Below are 16865 nucleotides of genomic sequence, written 5' to 3'. Positions count from 1 at the left end.
CTTTATCCTCCTATTTTAGAACGCAATGAAATCCCTAAATCAATTATACCTAAGATTGTCACAAGAGGAAACAACATCGGTATAAACATGCAGACAATAAAACTAATAATAGGAACCCCTTTCGTAAAACCTTTGCTATGCGCTAGAAAAGCGATAAATGTCAGACCTTGTAGTACTAGTAGTAAGGCAAATATGACATATAGGTTAGAAAATACCATATGTAAATATGATGTCGGTTCTACTTTTATAAAAGTTGATAGCAAAATAAATATAACGTAATACCAAACAATACTCTTTGGTAATTGTATATCTTTAAATTTAGGCCAAGGTATAACGTCATGCTTTAGTTTTCTCAAAACACTACCTGATATCATAACTGTAATCCAAGAAAAACATACCGAGACCATTACAAGCAAACTTGGGAATAACGTTTGTAACACATCATTAAATTGTGCAAATAATTCTTTTTGCTCCTTACTAATAGGCATACCAGCAGCAGTGACTATCTTTTCACTTTGCGCCATACTTTCATTAAGCATATTTTGCATTTGCTTCATTAAATCTATGTTAAAAAACTTTATACTTGCAACATAAATGAGCATAATACCAATTAAGTACGCAAGCGTCCCCGCCATCAAAATCTCTACCGGTTTTTTTTGTTTTTTATACATATATCCTAAAACGATACCTATCAATCCAAACATAGTTGTCTTTACTAGGTTCATCGGTTGACTGACAATAACGGTAATAAAAAGTGCCGCCGTAAAAATTACAAAGGCGTTAGATAATCTATATCTTATCGTTAGCAATATAAACGGCAATGGCAAAGCAAACGTTACAACTGTACCTAAAATTGGAACATACATAGATATAAGCAATAACATTGCATATATCGCTAGCAACGCTGCACCCTCAGTAATAAATTTCGTATTCTTCATCATCTAACCTCTCTTTCAAAAAAGAAAAGCATAGCAAAATGCACAGTAGAGTCCGACTCTACTGTGCATTTCATACGCTATTATTCACCAACATATGGTAAAAGTGCCATTTGACGAGCACGTTTAATTGCAACTGTAAGTTTGCGTTGGTATTTTGCGCTTGTTCCTGTTACACGACGAGGTAAAATTTTACCACGCTCAGAAACGAAACGTTTTAATAAATCAACATCTTTATAGTCAATGCGAGTGATGCCGTTAGATGTGAAGAAACACACCTTACGACGTTTCGCACGTCCACCTTTGCGTCCTGCCATGTCTATTCCCTCCATTCTTTGTTAAAACTAACTAATTTACTGTATTAGAACGGTAAATCGTCGTCGGAAATGTCGATCGGTTGACCTACATTTGAAAATGGATCGTCATTCTTCGTAAATCCAGAGTTCCCTTGGTTCCCTTGGTTACCTTGGTTACCTGAATTACTAGATTGACCAAATGGGTTAGAGCTTTGGTTACCGAAACCAGCTCCTGATGGTTGCTGATTAAATGAACCACGTTGCTCCCCACCGCCATTACGCGGCTCTAAAAATTGTACGCTTTCCGCAAGAACTTCTGTTACATATACACGCTTACCATCTTGTCCATCGTAATTACGAGTTTGAAGACGTCCATCTACGCCTGCTAAGCTACCTTTTTTCAAATAATTTGCTACGTTTTCTGCTTGTTTACGCCATATTACACAATTAATAAAGTCAGCTTCACGCTCACCTTGTTGATTCGCAAATGCGCGATTCACAGCTAACGTAAAAGTAGCTACTGCAACACCATTGGGCGTGTAACGTAAGTCAGGGTCCTTAGTTAAACGACCAACGAGGATAACACGATTCATCAATCGAACCACTCTCCCTTATATATCAATTATTTTTCTTCTTCTTTAACAACGATATGACGAAGGATGTCTTCGTTGATCTTAGCTAAACGGTCGAATTCGTTAATCGCTTCTGCGTTAGAGTTCACGTTTAAGATCATGTAGAAACCTTCACGTAAGTCGTTGATTTCGTAAGCTAAACGACGCTTACCCCACTCTTTCGTGTTAATGATTTCTGCACCATTGTTTGTTAAAACACCTGCGAAACGTTCAACTAAAGCTTTTTGAGCTTCTTCTTCAACGCCAGGACGAATGATGTACATAATTTCGTACTTTCTCATTACACTTTCACCTCCTTTTGGTCTAAACGGCCCATAATGGGCAAGGAGCAATTAATTTATAGTAATTACTCACGAGTTTAGATTATATCATAGTAAGTTAGATGAATCAACTCACCCATGCATAAAAAACTTGGCAAACACATAATATATTTGCCAAGCTCATATCTTTATTTTTCCTAGGAAATATTAAATTAAACGTTGAAGCGGAAGTGCATAACGTCTCCATCTTTTACGATATACTCTTTTCCTTCTAAACGAACTTTACCAGCTTCTTTTGCAGCTGTCATAGAACCGTTTGTCATTAAGTCTTCGTAAGAAACTGTTTCCGCACGAATAAATCCACGCTCAAAGTCTGTATGAATTACGCCAGCACATTGTGGTGCTTTCATACCTTGTTTAAATGTCCATGCACGTACTTCTTGCACACCAGCTGTGAAGTAAGTAGCAAGTCCTAATAAATCATATGCAGCACGAATTAATTGATCTAAACCAGATTCTTCAATGCCTAGTTCTTCAAGGAATACTTTTTTCTCTTCCTCGTCTAGCTCAGCGATTTCTTCTTCGATTTTTGCACATACAACGATTACTTGAGCATTTTCATTTGCAGCAAATTCTTTTACCATTTGTACATATTTATTTTCAGAAGGATCCATAATATCATCTTCACTTACGTTTGCTACGTATAACATTTCTTTCGTTGTAAGTAAATGAAGGCCTTTAACAATCTTCATTTGTTCTTCTGTAAATTCAATAGTACGAGCTGGTTTTCCCTCTTCAAAAGCTTCTTTTAAACGAACTAAAATTTCATGCTCATATACTGCTTCTTTATCTTTTTGTCTTGCTAACTTCGCAACACGCTCGATACGTTTATCAACAGATTCTAAATCCGCTAGGATTAGCTCTAAGTTGATTGTTTCAATATCATCGATTGGATCTACTTTCCCTGAAACGTGTGTAATATTTTCGTCTTCAAAACAACGAACAACTTGGCAAATTGCATCTACTTGGCGAATGTGAGATAAGAATTTATTTCCTAAACCTTCACCTTTACTAGCACCTTTTACGATACCTGCAATATCAGTAAACTCAAATACAGTCGGAACAGTTTTTTTCGGTTCTACTAATTCCGTTAATTTATTTAAACGCTCATCTGGTACTTCTACAATCCCTACGTTTGGATCAATTGTACAGAATGGATAGTTTGCAGATTCTGCTCCTGCTTGTGTAATTGCATTAAATAAAGTTGACTTCCCTACGTTAGGTAATCCAACAATCCCAGCCGTTAATCCCATATTTTTCACTCCTATGTCTCAATCTTTCATCATTATAGATAGTAACGAAAAAAATGACAAGTTTCCTCCAAACGAAAAAAAGTAACAGCTACCCATTGCAACTGTTACTTTCTCTCTATTCTTCGTGCTTCACAAGTATTTTTTTCACCTTACGATCAAATTCTCTTCGAGGAATCATTACTGAATGGTCACATCCCTCGCACTTAATGCGGATATCCATTCCCATACGAATAATCTTCCAGCGATTCTCACCACATGGGTGGGCTTTCTTCATTTCCACAACATCGTACAAGTTATACTGCTTTTGCTCCATTCTCCAAACCCCTCTCCATACTAAATTGCTTTTCCACTCACCAATTCTTCACGATTATATAAAACCATACGTGGATATGGAATTTCAATCCCATGTAAATCTAGACGATTTTTAATTTCTTTACGAAGTGCTCTCGCAACAACCGCATGTTGCATCGGTTCTACTTCCGCAATAACACGTAATATAACTTCTGACGCAGCCAATGTTTGCACACCTAATAACTGAGGCTTTGCTACCATTTGCGTATACTGTGCAGGTAATTCTTCTAATAACTCTTCAATGACTTGCTCCGCTTTCGCTATGTCAGCCTCATACGAAATGGATACATCAACAAATGCTACACTATTACTAACTGAATAGTTCGTAACTTGAATAATACTTCCATTTGGTAAAGTATGAATTTCACCTGTCCAACTCTTTACTTTTGTTGTACGAAGTCCAATTTCTAGAACGACACCTTCAAACTGACCAATTTTTACATAGTCACCTACTGAAAATTGATCTTCTAGCAAAATAAATAACCCCGTAATAACATCTTTTACTAAACTTTGAGCACCAAATCCGACTGCTAAACCAATTACCCCGGCACCCGCTAATAAACCAGATGCATTAATATTAAACACACCCAAAATCGCAATTAACATAATGAACATAACAACGTATGCCACAATATTTTCAAGTAACTTCGCTACTGTAACTGTACGACGTTCTGAAATTTGAATTGGCGAACGGCTTCCCATACGAAACGCATTTCGTACAATTGCACGCGCAACTCGCACAATAATTGCACCAAGTATTAAAATAACGACTATTTTTAGTGATTTCACACCTATATTCGTCCAATCAATGGACTCAAACCATTTCAACGCTAAATCCATGTACCTCTACCTCTCCAGCTAAAATTTCTTTTTAATCATCCTTCTTATTGTATCAGAAGTCACCCTGATTTCTGAAAAATTTTTATGACTTTAATTGCATTTGTTAACTTCCATGCAGGTATAAAATGGAACGAATATATATATACTAGTACTATTATTTCCGTTTTCACTCAAGTTTTACAGGAAGTACGCACTTATAGTTTTCCATTTTACTCACCATATAACATATTTTGAAAATTTATTAAAAGGATGGATGCTTCATGAATATTGGAAGTTTTCGCTTACCCTTTTTCGAAAAAGAAACTCAAAATGTTATGCACCAAGACGTAGAAGCCTCCGAGACAATTAGTAACTTCTTACTTTCCCATATCCCTATTAAAACGAATATACCGATTATTCTCGTTTGTATCGGAACAGATCGTTCTACAGGCGATGCACTCGGTCCGTTAGTCGGTACGAAACTAGAACAAGCAGGAATTAAAAACTTCCAAGTGTTCGGCACACTAGATGAGCCAGTGCATGCGCTAAATTTAGAAGAAAAAATTCAGAATATACAGAAAGATAATCCTACTTCATTTATAATTGCGGTTGATGCCTGTTTAGGAAAGTCTCAAAACATCGGTTCCATCACTACCGGAATGGGGCCTAGTAAACCTGGAGCTGCGATGAACAAAAAATTACCTGCAGTTGGTGATTTACATATTCATGGCATCGTAAATCTAAATGGTTTTATGGAGTTTTTCGTCCTGCAAAATACAAGATTAAGTTTAGTCATGAAAATGGCTGATGTAATTGCACAAAGTATAAAAGAAACAGACCAAAAATTATCTGTATTAAAAAAAGCAAACCATCTATAAATAATAAGATGGTTTGCTTTTTAGTTTTTCTGCGCTAATAATTCTAAAATACGATTTAAATCTTCTTTATTAAAAAATTCAATTTCGATTTTACCTTTTTCTTTTTTCGTTTCTTTAATTTTCACATCTGTGCCAAACTTTTCTCTTAAGAACGTTTCGCGTTCTACGAAAAATATGTTTCTCTCTTTTTTCACTTGTTTTGTTTCACGTGAAACGCGTTGATTAATCTCCTGGACAATTTTCTCTAATTGACGAACGTTTAATCCTTCTTTTTCGATTCGTTTTAATAAAGATTTCAATTGTTCTTCATCTTTTATAGTAAGCAAAGTTCTCCCATGGGCCATTGAAAGTTGACCATTTGCAATCATATCTTGCACAAAAGAAGGTAGGCTTAATAACCGCGTATAATTTGCAATGTAAGGTCTGCTCTTACCAAGACGTTTTGCTAATTGTTCTTGCGTTACATTTAGCTCATTCATTAACATTTGATATGCCATTGCTTCTTCCATTGGGTTTAAATCTTCTCGTTGTAAGTTTTCAAGCAATGCAAACTCCATCATTTGCTGCTCATTTAATTGTCTTACAACAGCAGGTACCTTTTCGAGCCCTGCCTCTTTGGCAGCACGATATCTTCTTTCACCTGCAACAATTTCATATCCTTTAATACTCTTCCTAGCAATTAACGGTTGCAATATGCCGTGCTCTTTAATAGAGGCCGATAATTCTTGAATTGCCTCTTTATTAAAGTGTTTACGTGGTTGATATGGATTCGGTCTTAATTCAGTTATCACAATCTCCTGAATTGCCTCTTCTTCTTTCACATCTAAATCAGGAAAAAACACATTAATTCCTCTTCCTAATCCTTTAGCCACCTGCAATCACTTCCTCTGCTAAATCTATATATACTTCTGCCCCTCTTGATTTAGCGTCATACTGCATAATTGGTTTCCCATGACTTGGTGCTTCACTTAAACGAACATTACGTGGAATAATCGAACGGTATACTTTATCCCTAAAGTATTTTTTCACTTCATCTATAACCTGAATCCCTAAATTCGTACGGGCATCCAACATCGTTAACAATACACCTTGAATTGCTAGATTTTTATTTAAGTGCTTTTGCACAAGTCGAACTGTATTTAATAGCTGACTTAATCCTTCTAGTGCGTAATATTCGCATTGAACAGGAATAATAACAGAATCTGCTGCGGTTAATGCATTAATCGTTAATAACCCTAAGGACGGGGGACAGTCGATAATAATATAGTCATATTCATCACGAACTGGCTGTAATGCCCTTTGTAAACGTACTTCCCGGGAAATAGTCGGTACCAATTCAATTTCAGCACCTGCCAATTGAATTGTAGCGGGTAGAACATCTAAGTTTTCAGTTGCGGTTTTACATATAACCCCTTGAACATCTGCATCTTCCACAAGAACATTGTAAATACATTGATCTAATTCGGATTTTTCAATTCCCACACCAGTCGTTGCATTTCCTTGAGCGTCAATATCTACAAGAAGGACTTTTTTACCTACTTGTGCCAATCCAGCTCCTAAATTAACAGATGTTGTTGTTTTTCCAACGCCACCTTTTTGATTGGCAATAGCAATGATTTTTCCCATGATGTCACCTACTTTCAACCTTTCTATCTTATTCTAGTAACAATTACGTTTATTGTAACATGAAATAAAAGTTTTTCTTTTACGTCCTTATTAAACTTCAAAATTTATTTCTAAACTCCTTCTTCATCTAACAAGAAAATATAGTAAAAGAGACCTATCCAATAGGATAAGGTCTCTAACACGCCATTATTATTTTTTCTTCGGAATTTTAATTGTAATTTGATAGTACTCATCAAATTCTTCTTCCGCAGAATTAACATTTAAACCACTGTCAGCAACCATTTGTAATGACTGCCTAATTGTATTCATGGCAATTCTCGTATCTCGACTTACTGCTTTTTGCTTTGCCTTACGCTTCGGTTTGGCTTCCTCTAGTAATTTCGCAATTCGTTCCTCTGTTTGCTTTACATTCAGTTGTTTCTCCACAATTTCCTGTAAAACCTTCAGTTGTAATTCCTCATTCTTTAAAGGAATGAGAGCGCGGGCATGACGTTCTGTAATACTTTTTTCTAATAACGCACGTTTTATTTCTTCAGGCAACTTTAACAATCGCAACTTATTTGCGATTGTGGATTGTCCTTTTCCAAGTCGTTGTGCCAATGCTTCTTGTGTTAAATTATGTAACTCAATTAGCTTTTGATATGCCACAGCTTCCTCGATTGCTGTTAGTTCCTCACGTTGCAAGTTTTCAATTAAAGCTACAGAAGCTGTCTCTGTATCATTTAAGTTCTTTATAATTGCAGGAACTTTTTCCCACCCTAACTTTGTTGCCGCACGGAAACGCCTTTCTCCAGCGATAATCTCGTACTTGTCATCCTCATATTGCCTCACAACAATCGGCTGAATCAGCCCATGTGTACGAATCGTTAGTGCTAGCTCTTCAATTCGTGCATCATCAAAAACTGTTCGTGGTTGATAACGGTTAGGGGTAATATTTACTATCGGAATTTCTTGTATTTCTTCATATACCTTTTTATCTATTTCTTCATGGCTTTCGTCTTGTAATTCGAATTCGCTCTCTTTATCTCCAAAGCCAAATAAACGAGAAAACGTATTTTTCATACATATTCCACCACCTTTTAGGCCTATTGACTATTCTCCATAAAATGTTTCCTATGAAACATTTACGTTTTCATTTATATAATTTAATCTTACGTCTAATAAGATTTATTTTTCAATAGGTAATTTATTGGGTGTTCCCGGTTTGCGTGGATATTTCTTTGGTGTCTTGCGCTTTTTCTCGATTAATAAAATATTACGTTCACTTTCTTCAAACGGTAATTGGAACGTAGACATTTCTTTTAAATTCCCACCTAGCACCTCTAAAGCATACTTGCCATTTTCAATTTCTTCGTTTGCTGCGGCACCTTTCATTGCAATGAATGTTCCTCCAACTTTTACAAGTGGTAAACATAGCTCACTCAATACCGAAAGACGCGCGACTGCACGTGCCATTACAATATCGTACGATTCACGTACACCTTCTTTTTTCCCAAATGTTTCCGCACGATCGTGACAAAACGCAACGTCACCTAATTCCAACTTTTGTGCTAAATGATTTAAGAAGTTAATACGTTTTTGCAATGAGTCTACAATTGTTACTTTTAAGTGCGGGAAACAGATTTTCAAAGGAATACTTGGGAATCCAGCTCCTGCGCCAACATCACAAATTGAGAATGGTTCTGAAAAATCATAATAAAAAGCAGCTGTAATGGAATCAAAAAAGTGTTTTAAATATACTTCCTCTTTCTCCGTAATAGCCGTTAAGTTCATTTTTTCATTCCACTCTACTAATGTTTCAAAGTAGATTTCGAACTGCTCTAACTGTCTAGAAGAGAGGGTGATACCCTTCTCTTCTAGCATAGATTGAAATTGTTCTATGTTCATCTAACAATATCTCCTTACTATTTATTGGTTCGATACTCGCGCAATTTTTCCTTGTTCAATATACACAAGTAAAATAGAAACATCCGCTGGATTCACGCCAGAAATACGTGAAGCCTGCCCCATTGAAAGTGGACGCACATCTTTCAATTTCTGTCTCGCTTCTGAGGCAAGGCTAGAAATCGCATCATAATCAATATCCACAGGGATTTTTTTGTTTTCCATTTTCTTCATACGCTCTACTTGCTGTAAGGATTTTTCGATATATCCTTCGTACTTAATCTGAATTTCAACTTGTTCTGTAATTTCATCACTTAATTCTACTTCGCTTGGTACTAAAAGATGAATATGCTCATATGTCATCTCTGGACGACGTAATAAGTCACTTGCACGTATTCCATCTTTCAATTCACTTCCGCCAATACTACGAATTAATTCTTGAACTTCAGGACGTGGTTTAATAATAATGCTGCTTAAACGTTCCTTTTCCTGTTCAATTTTTAATTTTTTATTTGTAAATCGCTCATAGCGCTCTTCTTTAATTAATCCAATTTCACGACCAACTTCAGTTAAACGAAGATCAGCATTATCGTGGCGTAATAATAGGCGATATTCTGCACGAGATGTTAATAAGCGATATGGTTCATTTGTACCTTTCGTTACAAGGTCATCAATTAAGACACCAATATAAGCATCCGCGCGACCTAAAATAACTTCTTTTTTACCTAAAGAACGACATGCTGCATTAATCCCAGCCATAAGCCCTTGTCCTGCCGCCTCTTCGTAACCAGAAGTTCCGTTAATTTGTCCTGCTGTATATAAATTCTTAATTTTTTTCGTTTCAAGTGTTGGCCATAGTTGTGTTGGCACAATTGCATCATATTCAATTGCATAACCTGTACGCATCATTTCAACATTTTCTAGGCCAGGTATTGTTCTAAGCATATCACGTTGCACATCTTCTGGTAAGCTTGTGGATAAACCTTGTACATACACTTCTTGTGTATTACGTCCTTCTGGCTCTAAGAAAATTTGATGACGTGGTTTATCATTAAATCTTACTACTTTGTCTTCAATTGAAGGACAATATCTAGGTCCTGTTCCCTTAATCATACCAGAATACATAGCTGAGCGATGTAGGTTTTCATCTATTAAACGATGTGTTTCCGTACTTGTATACGTCAACCAACATGGAATTTGATCCATAATAAATTTTGTCGTTTCAAAAGAGAAAGCTCGTGGTTTATCATCACCTGGCTGAATTTCTGTTTTACTGTAATCAATCGTATTACTATTTACACGCGGAGGTGTACCTGTTTTAAATCTAACAAGATCAAATCCAAGCTCCTCTAAATGCTCGGATAAAGTAATAGATGGTTGTTGATTATTCGGACCGCTCGAATATTTTAAATCTCCCATAATAATCTCACCGCGTAAAAATGTTCCAGTCGTAATTACAACTGTTTTGGCTGTATATTCAGCACCAGCTTGCGTAACTACCCCTTTACATTCGCCATCTTCAACGATTAAACGCTCAACCATTCCTTGGAACAACGTTAAATTTGGTGTTTCTTCAATTGTTTTCTTTAATTCATGCTGGTAAGAAAACTTATCTGCTTGTGCGCGAAGCGCGCGTACAGCTGGTCCTTTACCTGTATTTAACATACGCATTTGAATATATGTTTTATCGATGTTGCGTCCCATTTCTCCGCCTAATGCATCAATTTCCCGAACAACAATCCCTTTTGCTGGTCCACCAACAGAAGGGTTACATGGCATAAACGCCACCATATCTAAATTAATTGTTAACATTAATGTTTTGGAGCCCATTCGTGCTGCCGCAAGACCAGCTTCACATCCTGCATGACCTGCACCGATTACTATGACATCGTATGAACCGGCATTGTATCCCATTGTTTATTCCTCCTAAAAATCTCTATCTTTCTCAAACATCGCTATATTATTTTCCTAAACAAAATTGAGAGAACAACTGGTCAATTAGGCTTTCATGGACGGTATCACCAGTAATTTCACCAAGTATTTCCCACGTTCTTGTTAAATCAATTTGCACCATATCAATTGGAACACCATTTTCTATTGCCTCAATTGCATCTCCAATTGTTTTTCCTGCTTGTATTAATAATCCAATATGTCTCGCGTTAGAAACATATGTCACATCTGCAGAATCAATTGTTCCTTCAAAGAATAAATCAGCTATTGCCTTTTCAAGCTCATCTATTCCTTGTTCCTCAATTAACGATGTTGTAATAATACGATTTCCCGCTGCCAATTCTATAACACGTTCCATATCGATTACTTGCGATAAATCTGTCTTATTTACAATAACAATGAAATCTTTTCCTTGTACGGCACGGAATAGATCTTCATCCTCATGCGTTAAAGCCTCGCTATAATTAACGACAACTAACACTAAATCAGCTTGGCTCATCATTTCTTTTGAACGCTCTACACCAATTCGTTCAACAACATCTTCTGTTTCACGAATCCCGGCTGTATCTATAAGTTTAAGTGGTACACCACGCACATTAACGTACTCTTCAATAACATCACGAGTTGTTCCTGCAATATCAGTTACAATTGCCTTTTTCTCCTGAACAAGACTATTTAATAGCGATGACTTCCCAACGTTAGGTCTACCGATGATTGCAGTAGCAATACCTTCACGTAAAATCTTTCCTTGCTTCGATGTTTCTAATATTTTTGCAATTTCCGTACGAACATGTGTAGCCTTCTCAATTAAAATATTATGTGTCATTTCTTCCACATCATCATATTCCGGGTAATCTATGTTTACCTCAACATGAGCCAGCGTTTCTAATATGTCCTGACGCAGACGGCCGATTAATTTAGATAATCGTCCTTCCATTTGATTAATCGCTACGTTCATTGCACGATCTGTTTTTGCACGGATTAAGTCCATAACAGCTTCTGCTTGTGATAAATCAATACGGCCATTTAAAAAAGCACGTTTTGTAAATTCACCAGGCTCTGCTAATCGTACTCCTTGCGCTAAAATAAGCTGCAATACTTTATTTACCGAAACAAGTCCGCCGTGACAGTTAATTTCCACTATATTTTCACGTGTAAAAGTCCTTGGTGCACGCAGAATAGATACCATCACTTCTTCAATAACCTGATTTGTATCTAAATCCACAATATGACCATAATGAATTGTGTGAGAAGGAACTTCTGTTAAATCCTTCCCTTTAAAAATACGATTAACTTTTTCAACCGCATCATCTCCACTTACTCGAACAATGGCAATTGCACCCTCTCCAAGCGCTGTGGAAATCGCGGCAATTGTATCAAATTCCATGTCCTTTCACCTCACTTGCTTATTTATCTCTATTTCAACATGATTATTTTCTTCACTAAATTATTAGAATACCATAACGAACCTATCTACAAAAGAATAATAACTCATTTTATTATGTCCTCATGTAAAAAACACTAAACTTATTCACAGTGGATAAGTTTAGTGTTTTTTAGTTATCCACACCTATTTTCCCCTCAAAAAAACCGGCACTCAATTGAGTAACCGGTCACTTGGAAGATATTACAACATGTCGATGTGGTTCTTTTCCTTCAGAAGTTGTAATGATATTTTGATGATTAGATAATGCTTGGTGGATAATCTTTCGTTCAAAAGATGGCATAGGCTCCAACACAACTCTTTTTTTCGTACTTACTACTTGTTTTGCTAATCGATAAGAAAGTGCTTCCAATGTAGCTTTTCTTTTACTACGATAATTTTCAGCATCTAGTGTGATGCCAATATACTGCTTCGTACTACGATTCGCCACAAGTTTTGTTAAATACTGCAAAGAATTCAAGGTGTTTCCTCTTTTCCCAATCAAAACACCTATATTTTCGCCAGAAATTGTAAATTCAACTTCGCGTCCTTTTACAATTTTACTAATCTCAGCTTCCACACCCATATCATGAATAATATTTTTTAAATATTCTCCACATTCTTGAATCGGATCTTTCTTCAATACAACTTCTACTACTGCAGGTCGATTCCCAAATAAACCTAGGAACCCTCTTTTACCCTCATCGATAATATTTATATCTACTCGGTCTTTTAGAACATTTAGTTGCCTTAAAGCATCTTGTACTGCCAGCTCGACTGTTTGTCCTTTAGCAGTAATTACACTCACTTGCTTGATCCTTCTGCCTTACTAGCCTTAATTTCTGGCCCCTTGATCAAGTACATTTGAGCGATACCAAAGATATTACCAACAACCCAGTAAAGTGATAATGCAGCTGGGAAGTTAATTGCAAAGACTAAAATCATAATTGGCATAAGCCAAATCATCATTGCCATTTGCGGATTTTGACCAGCTGTTCCTGCCATTGCAAGCTTTTGCTGAATAAATGTCGTAATTGCCGCAACAACCGGTAAGATATAGTACGGATCTGCCTGCCCTAAATCGAACCATAAAAATGTATGCTTACTAATTTCTGCTGTTCTCATAATCGCATGGTAAAACGCGAATAAAATAGGCATCTGAATGAATATTGGTAAACATCCTGCTAATGGGTTTACACCATTTTTTTGATATAACTGCATCATTTCTTGTTGTAGTTTTTGCTGTGTTGCTTGATCTTTAGAACTATATTTCTCTTTTAACTTAACCATTTCTGGTTGTAACGCCTGCATTGCTTTCGTACTCTTCGTTTGTTTAATCATTAATGGTAATAATGCAAAACGAATGATAAGAGTTGTAACAACGATTGCTAAACCGTAATTACTACCAAATAAGTTGGCAAAATACGTAATTAACTGAGAAAGCGGATATACGAAATATTCATTCCAAATTCCAGTACTTTTCGGTGTAATCGGCTGATTCACTTCACTACAGCCAGTAGCAATTGCCATTAATGCAATAACCATGGCTAGTAAACCTATTTTCTTTTTCAAAGCCTGCTCCTCCTTGTTTCGGTATGTATATAGTGTAATTCATTTCCTTACGCTACTTTTTTATTCTTTTCATACCAGAGCGTTTAAAGACATGAATTAAGCTTTTCTTTAATTCTTCATATGTCATCTCTGCACAAGGCTTCCTTGCTATTATAACAAAATCTTTTCCAGAATCTATCTCATCTTTTAATTCTGTGATCGACTGGCGAATCATACGTTTAATTCGGTTACGCACTACTGCATTTCCTATTTTCTTGCTGACAGAAAGGCCAATACGAAAGTTTGGCTGCTCTCCCTTATCTAGTTGATAGACAACAAGCTGACGGTTAGCATTCGATTTTCCTTTTTGAAAAACCGTCTGGAATTCATCATTCTTTTTTATACGATATTTTTTCTTCATATCAATTGACACTCCTGTAGTTCATCAGTGGAAATTCACTATTATTAGAAAAAAAGACCACTGAACGATCAGTGGTCTACGCAGATAATACTTTTCTTCCTTTACGACGACGAGCTGCTAGCACTTTACGTCCGTTCGCTGTGCTCATACGGCTGCGGAAACCATGTACTTTGCTGCGCTTACGTTTATTTGGTTGGTAAGTTCTTTTCATTATATGACACCTCCCTGAGGAATATCTGTTAAAGACAGTCCTATAAATTATAGTTAATCAACTAGGAAAATGTCAATGGTTCTCGAAATTTTCATCAAATATTCATTTTGAACCTATTCACATACTTTTTCACAGACCCTATATTTCCTTGTGGATAAATGTTTTTTCTCGGTTTTTATATCCACAAACCCTTTTCGTACTTTTACACAGTATATCGTGTTGTGGACAAGTTTATTCCACAAGGTATTGATTTTGTGGATAACTTTCTTAAATTCATTGCTATAGCTACTTTTTTTTGATATTATAGTTGTGTTTTCACTTTGAATAAGTTTTCCACACCTTTATCTTATCCACAATTTGTGTATAACATGTGGACAGTTTTAATCACATGTGGGTAAATGCTTATCCACATTTGCTTTTTTTGTCGAAAACCCTATCTCATATACAAACGACGTTTTTAGGTTTTAAAATACGTTTCGTATAAATATACATTTTATATTTATTTAGGTTGTACATTTGTTGCGCAACCTTATTCTTTTACCATCTTAGTAAAGGAGGGACACCTTTGGAAAACATCTCTGATTTATGGAACAGCGCCTTAAAAGAACTAGAAAAAAAGGTCAGTAAACCAAGTTATGAAACATGGTTAAAATCAACAACCGCACATAATTTAAAGAAAGACGTGTTAACAATTACAGCTCCAAATGAATTCGCTCGTGATTGGTTAGAATCTCATTATTCAGAGCTAATTTCGGAAACACTTTATGATTTAACGGGGGCAAAATTAGCTATTCGCTTTATTATTCCCCAAAGTCAAGCTGAAGAGGAGATTGATCTTCCTCCTTCTAAACCAAATTCAGCACAAGATGATTCTAATCATTTACCACAGAGTATGCTAAATCCAAAATATACGTTTGATACATTTGTTATTGGCTCTGGTAACCGTTTTGCTCACGCTGCTTCATTGGCCGTAGCCGAAGCGCCAGCTAAAGCATATAATCCCCTCTTTATTTACGGGGGAGTTGGACTGGGAAAGACCCATTTAATGCATGCAATTGGTCATTATGTAATTGAACATAACCCAAACGCAAAGGTTGTATATTTATCATCAGAAAAATTTACAAATGAATTCATTAATTCTATTCGTGATAATAAAGCAGTCGATTTTCGTAATAAATACCGTAATGTAGATGTTTTATTGATAGATGATATTCAATTTCTAGCAGGAAAAGAACAAACTCAAGAAGAGTTTTTCCATACATTCAATGCATTACACGAAGAAAGTAAACAAATTGTAATTTCAAGTGATCGGCCACCAAAAGAAATTCCAACTTTAGAAGATCGTCTTCGTTCTCGCTTTGAATGGGGACTCATTACGGATATTACGCCACCAGATTTAGAAACACGAATTGCAATTTTACGTAAAAAAGCAAAGGCTGAAGGACTCGATATACCAAATGAGGTTATGCTTTATATTGCAAATCAAATTGATTCAAACATTCGTGAACTAGAAGGTGCACTTATCCGAGTTGTAGCTTATTCATCTTTAATTAACAAAGATATTAATGCTGATTTAGCAGCTGAAGCACTTAAAAATATTATTCCAAATTCTAAACCAAAAATTATCTCCATTTATGATATTCAAAAGGCTGTCGGAGATGTTTATCAAATAAAACTGGAAGATTTCAAGGCGAAAAAGCGAACAAAATCAGTTGCCTTCCCTCGCCAAATTGCAATGTATTTATCACGCGAACTTACAGATTACTCCTTGCCTAAAATCGGTGAAGAATTTGGTGGACGTGATCATACAACAGTTATCCATGCTCATGAAAAAATTTCTAAGCTGCTTAAAACGGATACGCAATTACAAAAACAAGTTGAAGAAATTAACGATATTTTAAAGTAGTAGCTGAATAGTGTGAATAACTTCCCTTGTTTTACGCACAGTCTATCCACATGTAGATAGACTGTTTTTACATCCTTCAACGGGGTTATCCACATATCCACAGGCCCTATTACTATTACTACTATTTTTTATCTTTATTAATTAAATAAAATATTATACTTACCGGAGGTTTTTCTTTATGCGTTTTACAATACAAAAAGACTATCTTGTAAGAAGTGTACAAGATGTAATGAAGGCTGTTTCTTCTCGTACGACAATTCCGATCCTTACAGGAATTAAAGTTGTCGCTACGGAAGAAGGAGTTACGTTAACAGGAAGCGATGCTGATATTTCTATTGAATCTTTTATCCCAGTTGAAGACAATGGAAAAGAAATCGTAGAAGTAGCACAATCAGGAAGTATTATTTTA

General features: G+C 36.0%; 19 protein-coding genes and 1 pseudogene. 3 read left to right on the top strand and 17 right to left on the bottom strand.

Annotated features, from left to right (window positions below):
- Positions 1-2: 2 nt before the first annotated feature.
- The 7 genes from QCI46_RS00100 to QCI46_RS00070 form a co-directional block, all read right to left on the bottom strand.
- Positions 3-938: a YybS family protein gene (locus QCI46_RS00100; RefSeq protein WP_142343584.1), complete on the bottom strand. Its 936-nt coding sequence runs from the start codon at positions 936-938 to the stop codon at positions 3-5.
- A gap of 80 nt (positions 939-1018) precedes the next feature.
- Positions 1019-1252: a 30S ribosomal protein S18 gene (rpsR, locus tag QCI46_RS00095; protein ID WP_000918874.1), complete on the bottom strand. Its 234-nt coding sequence runs from the start codon at positions 1250-1252 to the stop codon at positions 1019-1021.
- A gap of 44 nt (positions 1253-1296) precedes the next feature.
- Positions 1297-1827 carry a single-stranded DNA-binding protein gene (gene ssb / locus QCI46_RS00090; RefSeq protein ID WP_002108911.1) on the bottom strand — a complete coding sequence of 177 codons (531 nt, stop codon included), beginning with the start codon at positions 1825-1827 and terminating at the stop codon, positions 1297-1299.
- Between the two features lie 26 nt (positions 1828-1853).
- Entirely contained in the window at positions 1854-2144 is a 291-nt protein-coding gene (rpsF, locus tag QCI46_RS00085; protein ID WP_001233781.1) for a 30S ribosomal protein S6, read from the bottom strand.
- A 191-nt stretch (positions 2145-2335) separates the two neighbouring features.
- Positions 2336-3436, bottom strand: a complete 1101-nt coding sequence (ychF, locus tag QCI46_RS00080) for a redox-regulated ATPase YchF (RefSeq protein WP_353839343.1) — start codon at positions 3434-3436, stop codon at positions 2336-2338.
- Positions 3437-3551: 115 nt separating this feature from the next.
- The gene (locus QCI46_RS00075) at positions 3552-3749 is read right to left on the bottom strand and encodes a DUF951 domain-containing protein (RefSeq protein WP_000436051.1); all 198 of its coding nucleotides are present in this window, start codon (positions 3747-3749) and stop codon (positions 3552-3554) included.
- Between the two features lie 20 nt (positions 3750-3769).
- Complete coding sequence (locus QCI46_RS00070; protein WP_000362298.1) at positions 3770-4627, bottom strand: mechanosensitive ion channel family protein; 858 nt, start codon at positions 4625-4627, stop codon at positions 3770-3772.
- Between the two features lie 260 nt (positions 4628-4887).
- Here QCI46_RS00070 and yyaC point away from each other — a divergent pair, with 260 nt between their 5' ends.
- Complete coding sequence (gene yyaC, locus QCI46_RS00065) at positions 4888-5484, top strand: spore protease YyaC (protein WP_097858866.1); 597 nt, start codon at positions 4888-4890, stop codon at positions 5482-5484.
- Between the two features lie 20 nt (positions 5485-5504).
- Here the strand turns inward: yyaC and spo0J are convergent, their stop codons facing one another.
- The 10 genes from spo0J to rpmH form a co-directional block, all read right to left on the bottom strand.
- Positions 5505-6356, bottom strand: a complete 852-nt coding sequence (gene spo0J, locus QCI46_RS00060) for a stage 0 sporulation protein Spo0J (protein WP_001051814.1) — start codon at positions 6354-6356, stop codon at positions 5505-5507.
- Positions 6349-7110, bottom strand: a complete 762-nt coding sequence (gene soj, locus QCI46_RS00055; protein ID WP_353839342.1) for a sporulation initiation inhibitor protein Soj — start codon at positions 7108-7110, stop codon at positions 6349-6351. The genes spo0J and soj overlap by 8 nt, the downstream gene beginning before the upstream one ends.
- A 189-nt stretch (positions 7111-7299) precedes the next feature.
- Positions 7300-8172 (bottom strand): nucleoid occlusion protein, encoded by an 873-nt coding sequence (gene noc / locus QCI46_RS00050; protein ID WP_000799025.1) that lies wholly within the window; start codon positions 8170-8172, stop codon positions 7300-7302.
- A gap of 105 nt (positions 8173-8277) precedes the next feature.
- Positions 8278-8997 (bottom strand): 16S rRNA (guanine(527)-N(7))-methyltransferase RsmG, encoded by a 720-nt coding sequence (gene rsmG / locus QCI46_RS00045; protein ID WP_001019619.1) that lies wholly within the window; start codon positions 8995-8997, stop codon positions 8278-8280.
- Positions 8998-9018: 21 nt separating this feature from the next.
- Entirely contained in the window at positions 9019-10908 is a 1890-nt protein-coding gene (mnmG, locus tag QCI46_RS00040) for a tRNA uridine-5-carboxymethylaminomethyl(34) synthesis enzyme MnmG (RefSeq protein ID WP_000541059.1), read from the bottom strand.
- A 46-nt stretch (positions 10909-10954) separates the two neighbouring features.
- Positions 10955-12331 carry a tRNA uridine-5-carboxymethylaminomethyl(34) synthesis GTPase MnmE gene (mnmE, locus tag QCI46_RS00035; RefSeq protein ID WP_327958524.1) on the bottom strand — a complete coding sequence of 459 codons (1377 nt, stop codon included), beginning with the start codon at positions 12329-12331 and terminating at the stop codon, positions 10955-10957.
- Between the two features lie 226 nt (positions 12332-12557).
- Positions 12558-13175: an RNA-binding cell elongation regulator Jag/EloR gene (gene jag, locus QCI46_RS00030; protein WP_353839341.1), complete on the bottom strand. Its 618-nt coding sequence runs from the start codon at positions 13173-13175 to the stop codon at positions 12558-12560.
- A complete protein-coding gene (spoIIIJ, locus tag QCI46_RS00025; protein ID WP_000726758.1) occupies positions 13172-13939 on the bottom strand; it encodes a YidC family membrane integrase SpoIIIJ in 768 nt (255 codons plus the stop codon). The genes jag and spoIIIJ overlap by 4 nt, the downstream gene beginning before the upstream one ends.
- Before the next feature lie 52 nt (positions 13940-13991).
- On the bottom strand, positions 13992-14339 hold the full coding sequence (gene rnpA, locus QCI46_RS00020; RefSeq protein WP_000731505.1) for a ribonuclease P protein component: 348 nt from the start codon (positions 14337-14339) through the stop codon (positions 13992-13994).
- Positions 14340-14415: 76 nt separating this feature from the next.
- Complete coding sequence (gene rpmH / locus QCI46_RS00015; protein ID WP_000831901.1) at positions 14416-14550, bottom strand: 50S ribosomal protein L34; 135 nt, start codon at positions 14548-14550, stop codon at positions 14416-14418.
- Positions 14551-15115: 565 nt separating this feature from the next.
- Between rpmH and dnaA the strand changes: the two genes are divergently transcribed.
- Both dnaA and QCI46_RS00005 read left to right on the top strand, forming a co-directional pair.
- On the top strand, positions 15116-16456 hold the full coding sequence (gene dnaA, locus QCI46_RS00010) for a chromosomal replication initiator protein DnaA (RefSeq protein WP_000428027.1): 1341 nt from the start codon (positions 15116-15118) through the stop codon (positions 16454-16456).
- 178 nt (positions 16457-16634) lie between these two features.
- Positions 16635-16865 (top strand): annotated as a pseudogene (locus QCI46_RS00005) (DNA polymerase III subunit beta); the annotation flags it as partial.

Source organism: Bacillus cereus group sp. RP32 (assembly GCF_040459735.1).
Taxonomy (GTDB): Bacteria; Bacillota; Bacilli; order Bacillales; family Bacillaceae_G; genus Bacillus_A; species Bacillus_A wiedmannii.
The sequence above is the reverse complement of the archived record's forward strand: the minus strand, read 5'-3'. Positions and strand labels throughout refer to the sequence as shown.

Bases quoted from the DNA above. Each gene is read 5' to 3' on its own strand.
- QCI46_RS00100 (WP_142343584.1), bottom strand. From the start codon at position 938: ATGAAGAATACGAAATTTATTACTGAGGGTGCAGCGTTGCTAGCGATA.
- QCI46_RS00070 (WP_000362298.1), bottom strand. From the start codon at position 4,627: ATGGATTTAGCGTTGAAATGGTTTGAGTCCATTGATTGGACGAATATA.
- rpsF (WP_001233781.1), bottom strand. From the start codon at position 2,144: ATGAGAAAGTACGAAATTATGTACATCATTCGTCCTGGCGTTGAAGAA.
- QCI46_RS00075 (WP_000436051.1), bottom strand. From the start codon at position 3,749: ATGGAGCAAAAGCAGTATAACTTGTACGATGTTGTGGAAATGAAGAAA.
- soj (WP_353839342.1), bottom strand. From the start codon at position 7,110: ATGGGAAAAATCATTGCTATTGCCAATCAAAAAGGTGGCGTTGGAAAA.
- ychF (WP_353839343.1), bottom strand. From the start codon at position 3,436: ATGGGATTAACGGCTGGGATTGTTGGATTACCTAACGTAGGGAAGTCA.
- rpsR (WP_000918874.1), bottom strand. From the start codon at position 1,252: ATGGCAGGACGCAAAGGTGGACGTGCGAAACGTCGTAAGGTGTGTTTC.
- rnpA (WP_000731505.1), bottom strand. From the start codon at position 14,339: ATGAAGAAAAAATATCGTATAAAAAAGAATGATGAATTCCAGACGGTT.
- mnmE (WP_327958524.1), bottom strand. From the start codon at position 12,331: ATGGAATTTGATACAATTGCCGCGATTTCCACAGCGCTTGGAGAGGGT.
- mnmG (WP_000541059.1), bottom strand. From the start codon at position 10,908: ATGGGATACAATGCCGGTTCATACGATGTCATAGTAATCGGTGCAGGT.
- yyaC (WP_097858866.1), top strand. From the start codon at position 4,888: ATGAATATTGGAAGTTTTCGCTTACCCTTTTTCGAAAAAGAAACTCAA.
- rpmH (WP_000831901.1), bottom strand. From the start codon at position 14,550: ATGAAAAGAACTTACCAACCAAATAAACGTAAGCGCAGCAAAGTACAT.
- noc (WP_000799025.1), bottom strand. From the start codon at position 8,172: ATGAAAAATACGTTTTCTCGTTTATTTGGCTTTGGAGATAAAGAGAGC.
- rsmG (WP_001019619.1), bottom strand. From the start codon at position 8,997: ATGAACATAGAACAATTTCAATCTATGCTAGAAGAGAAGGGTATCACC.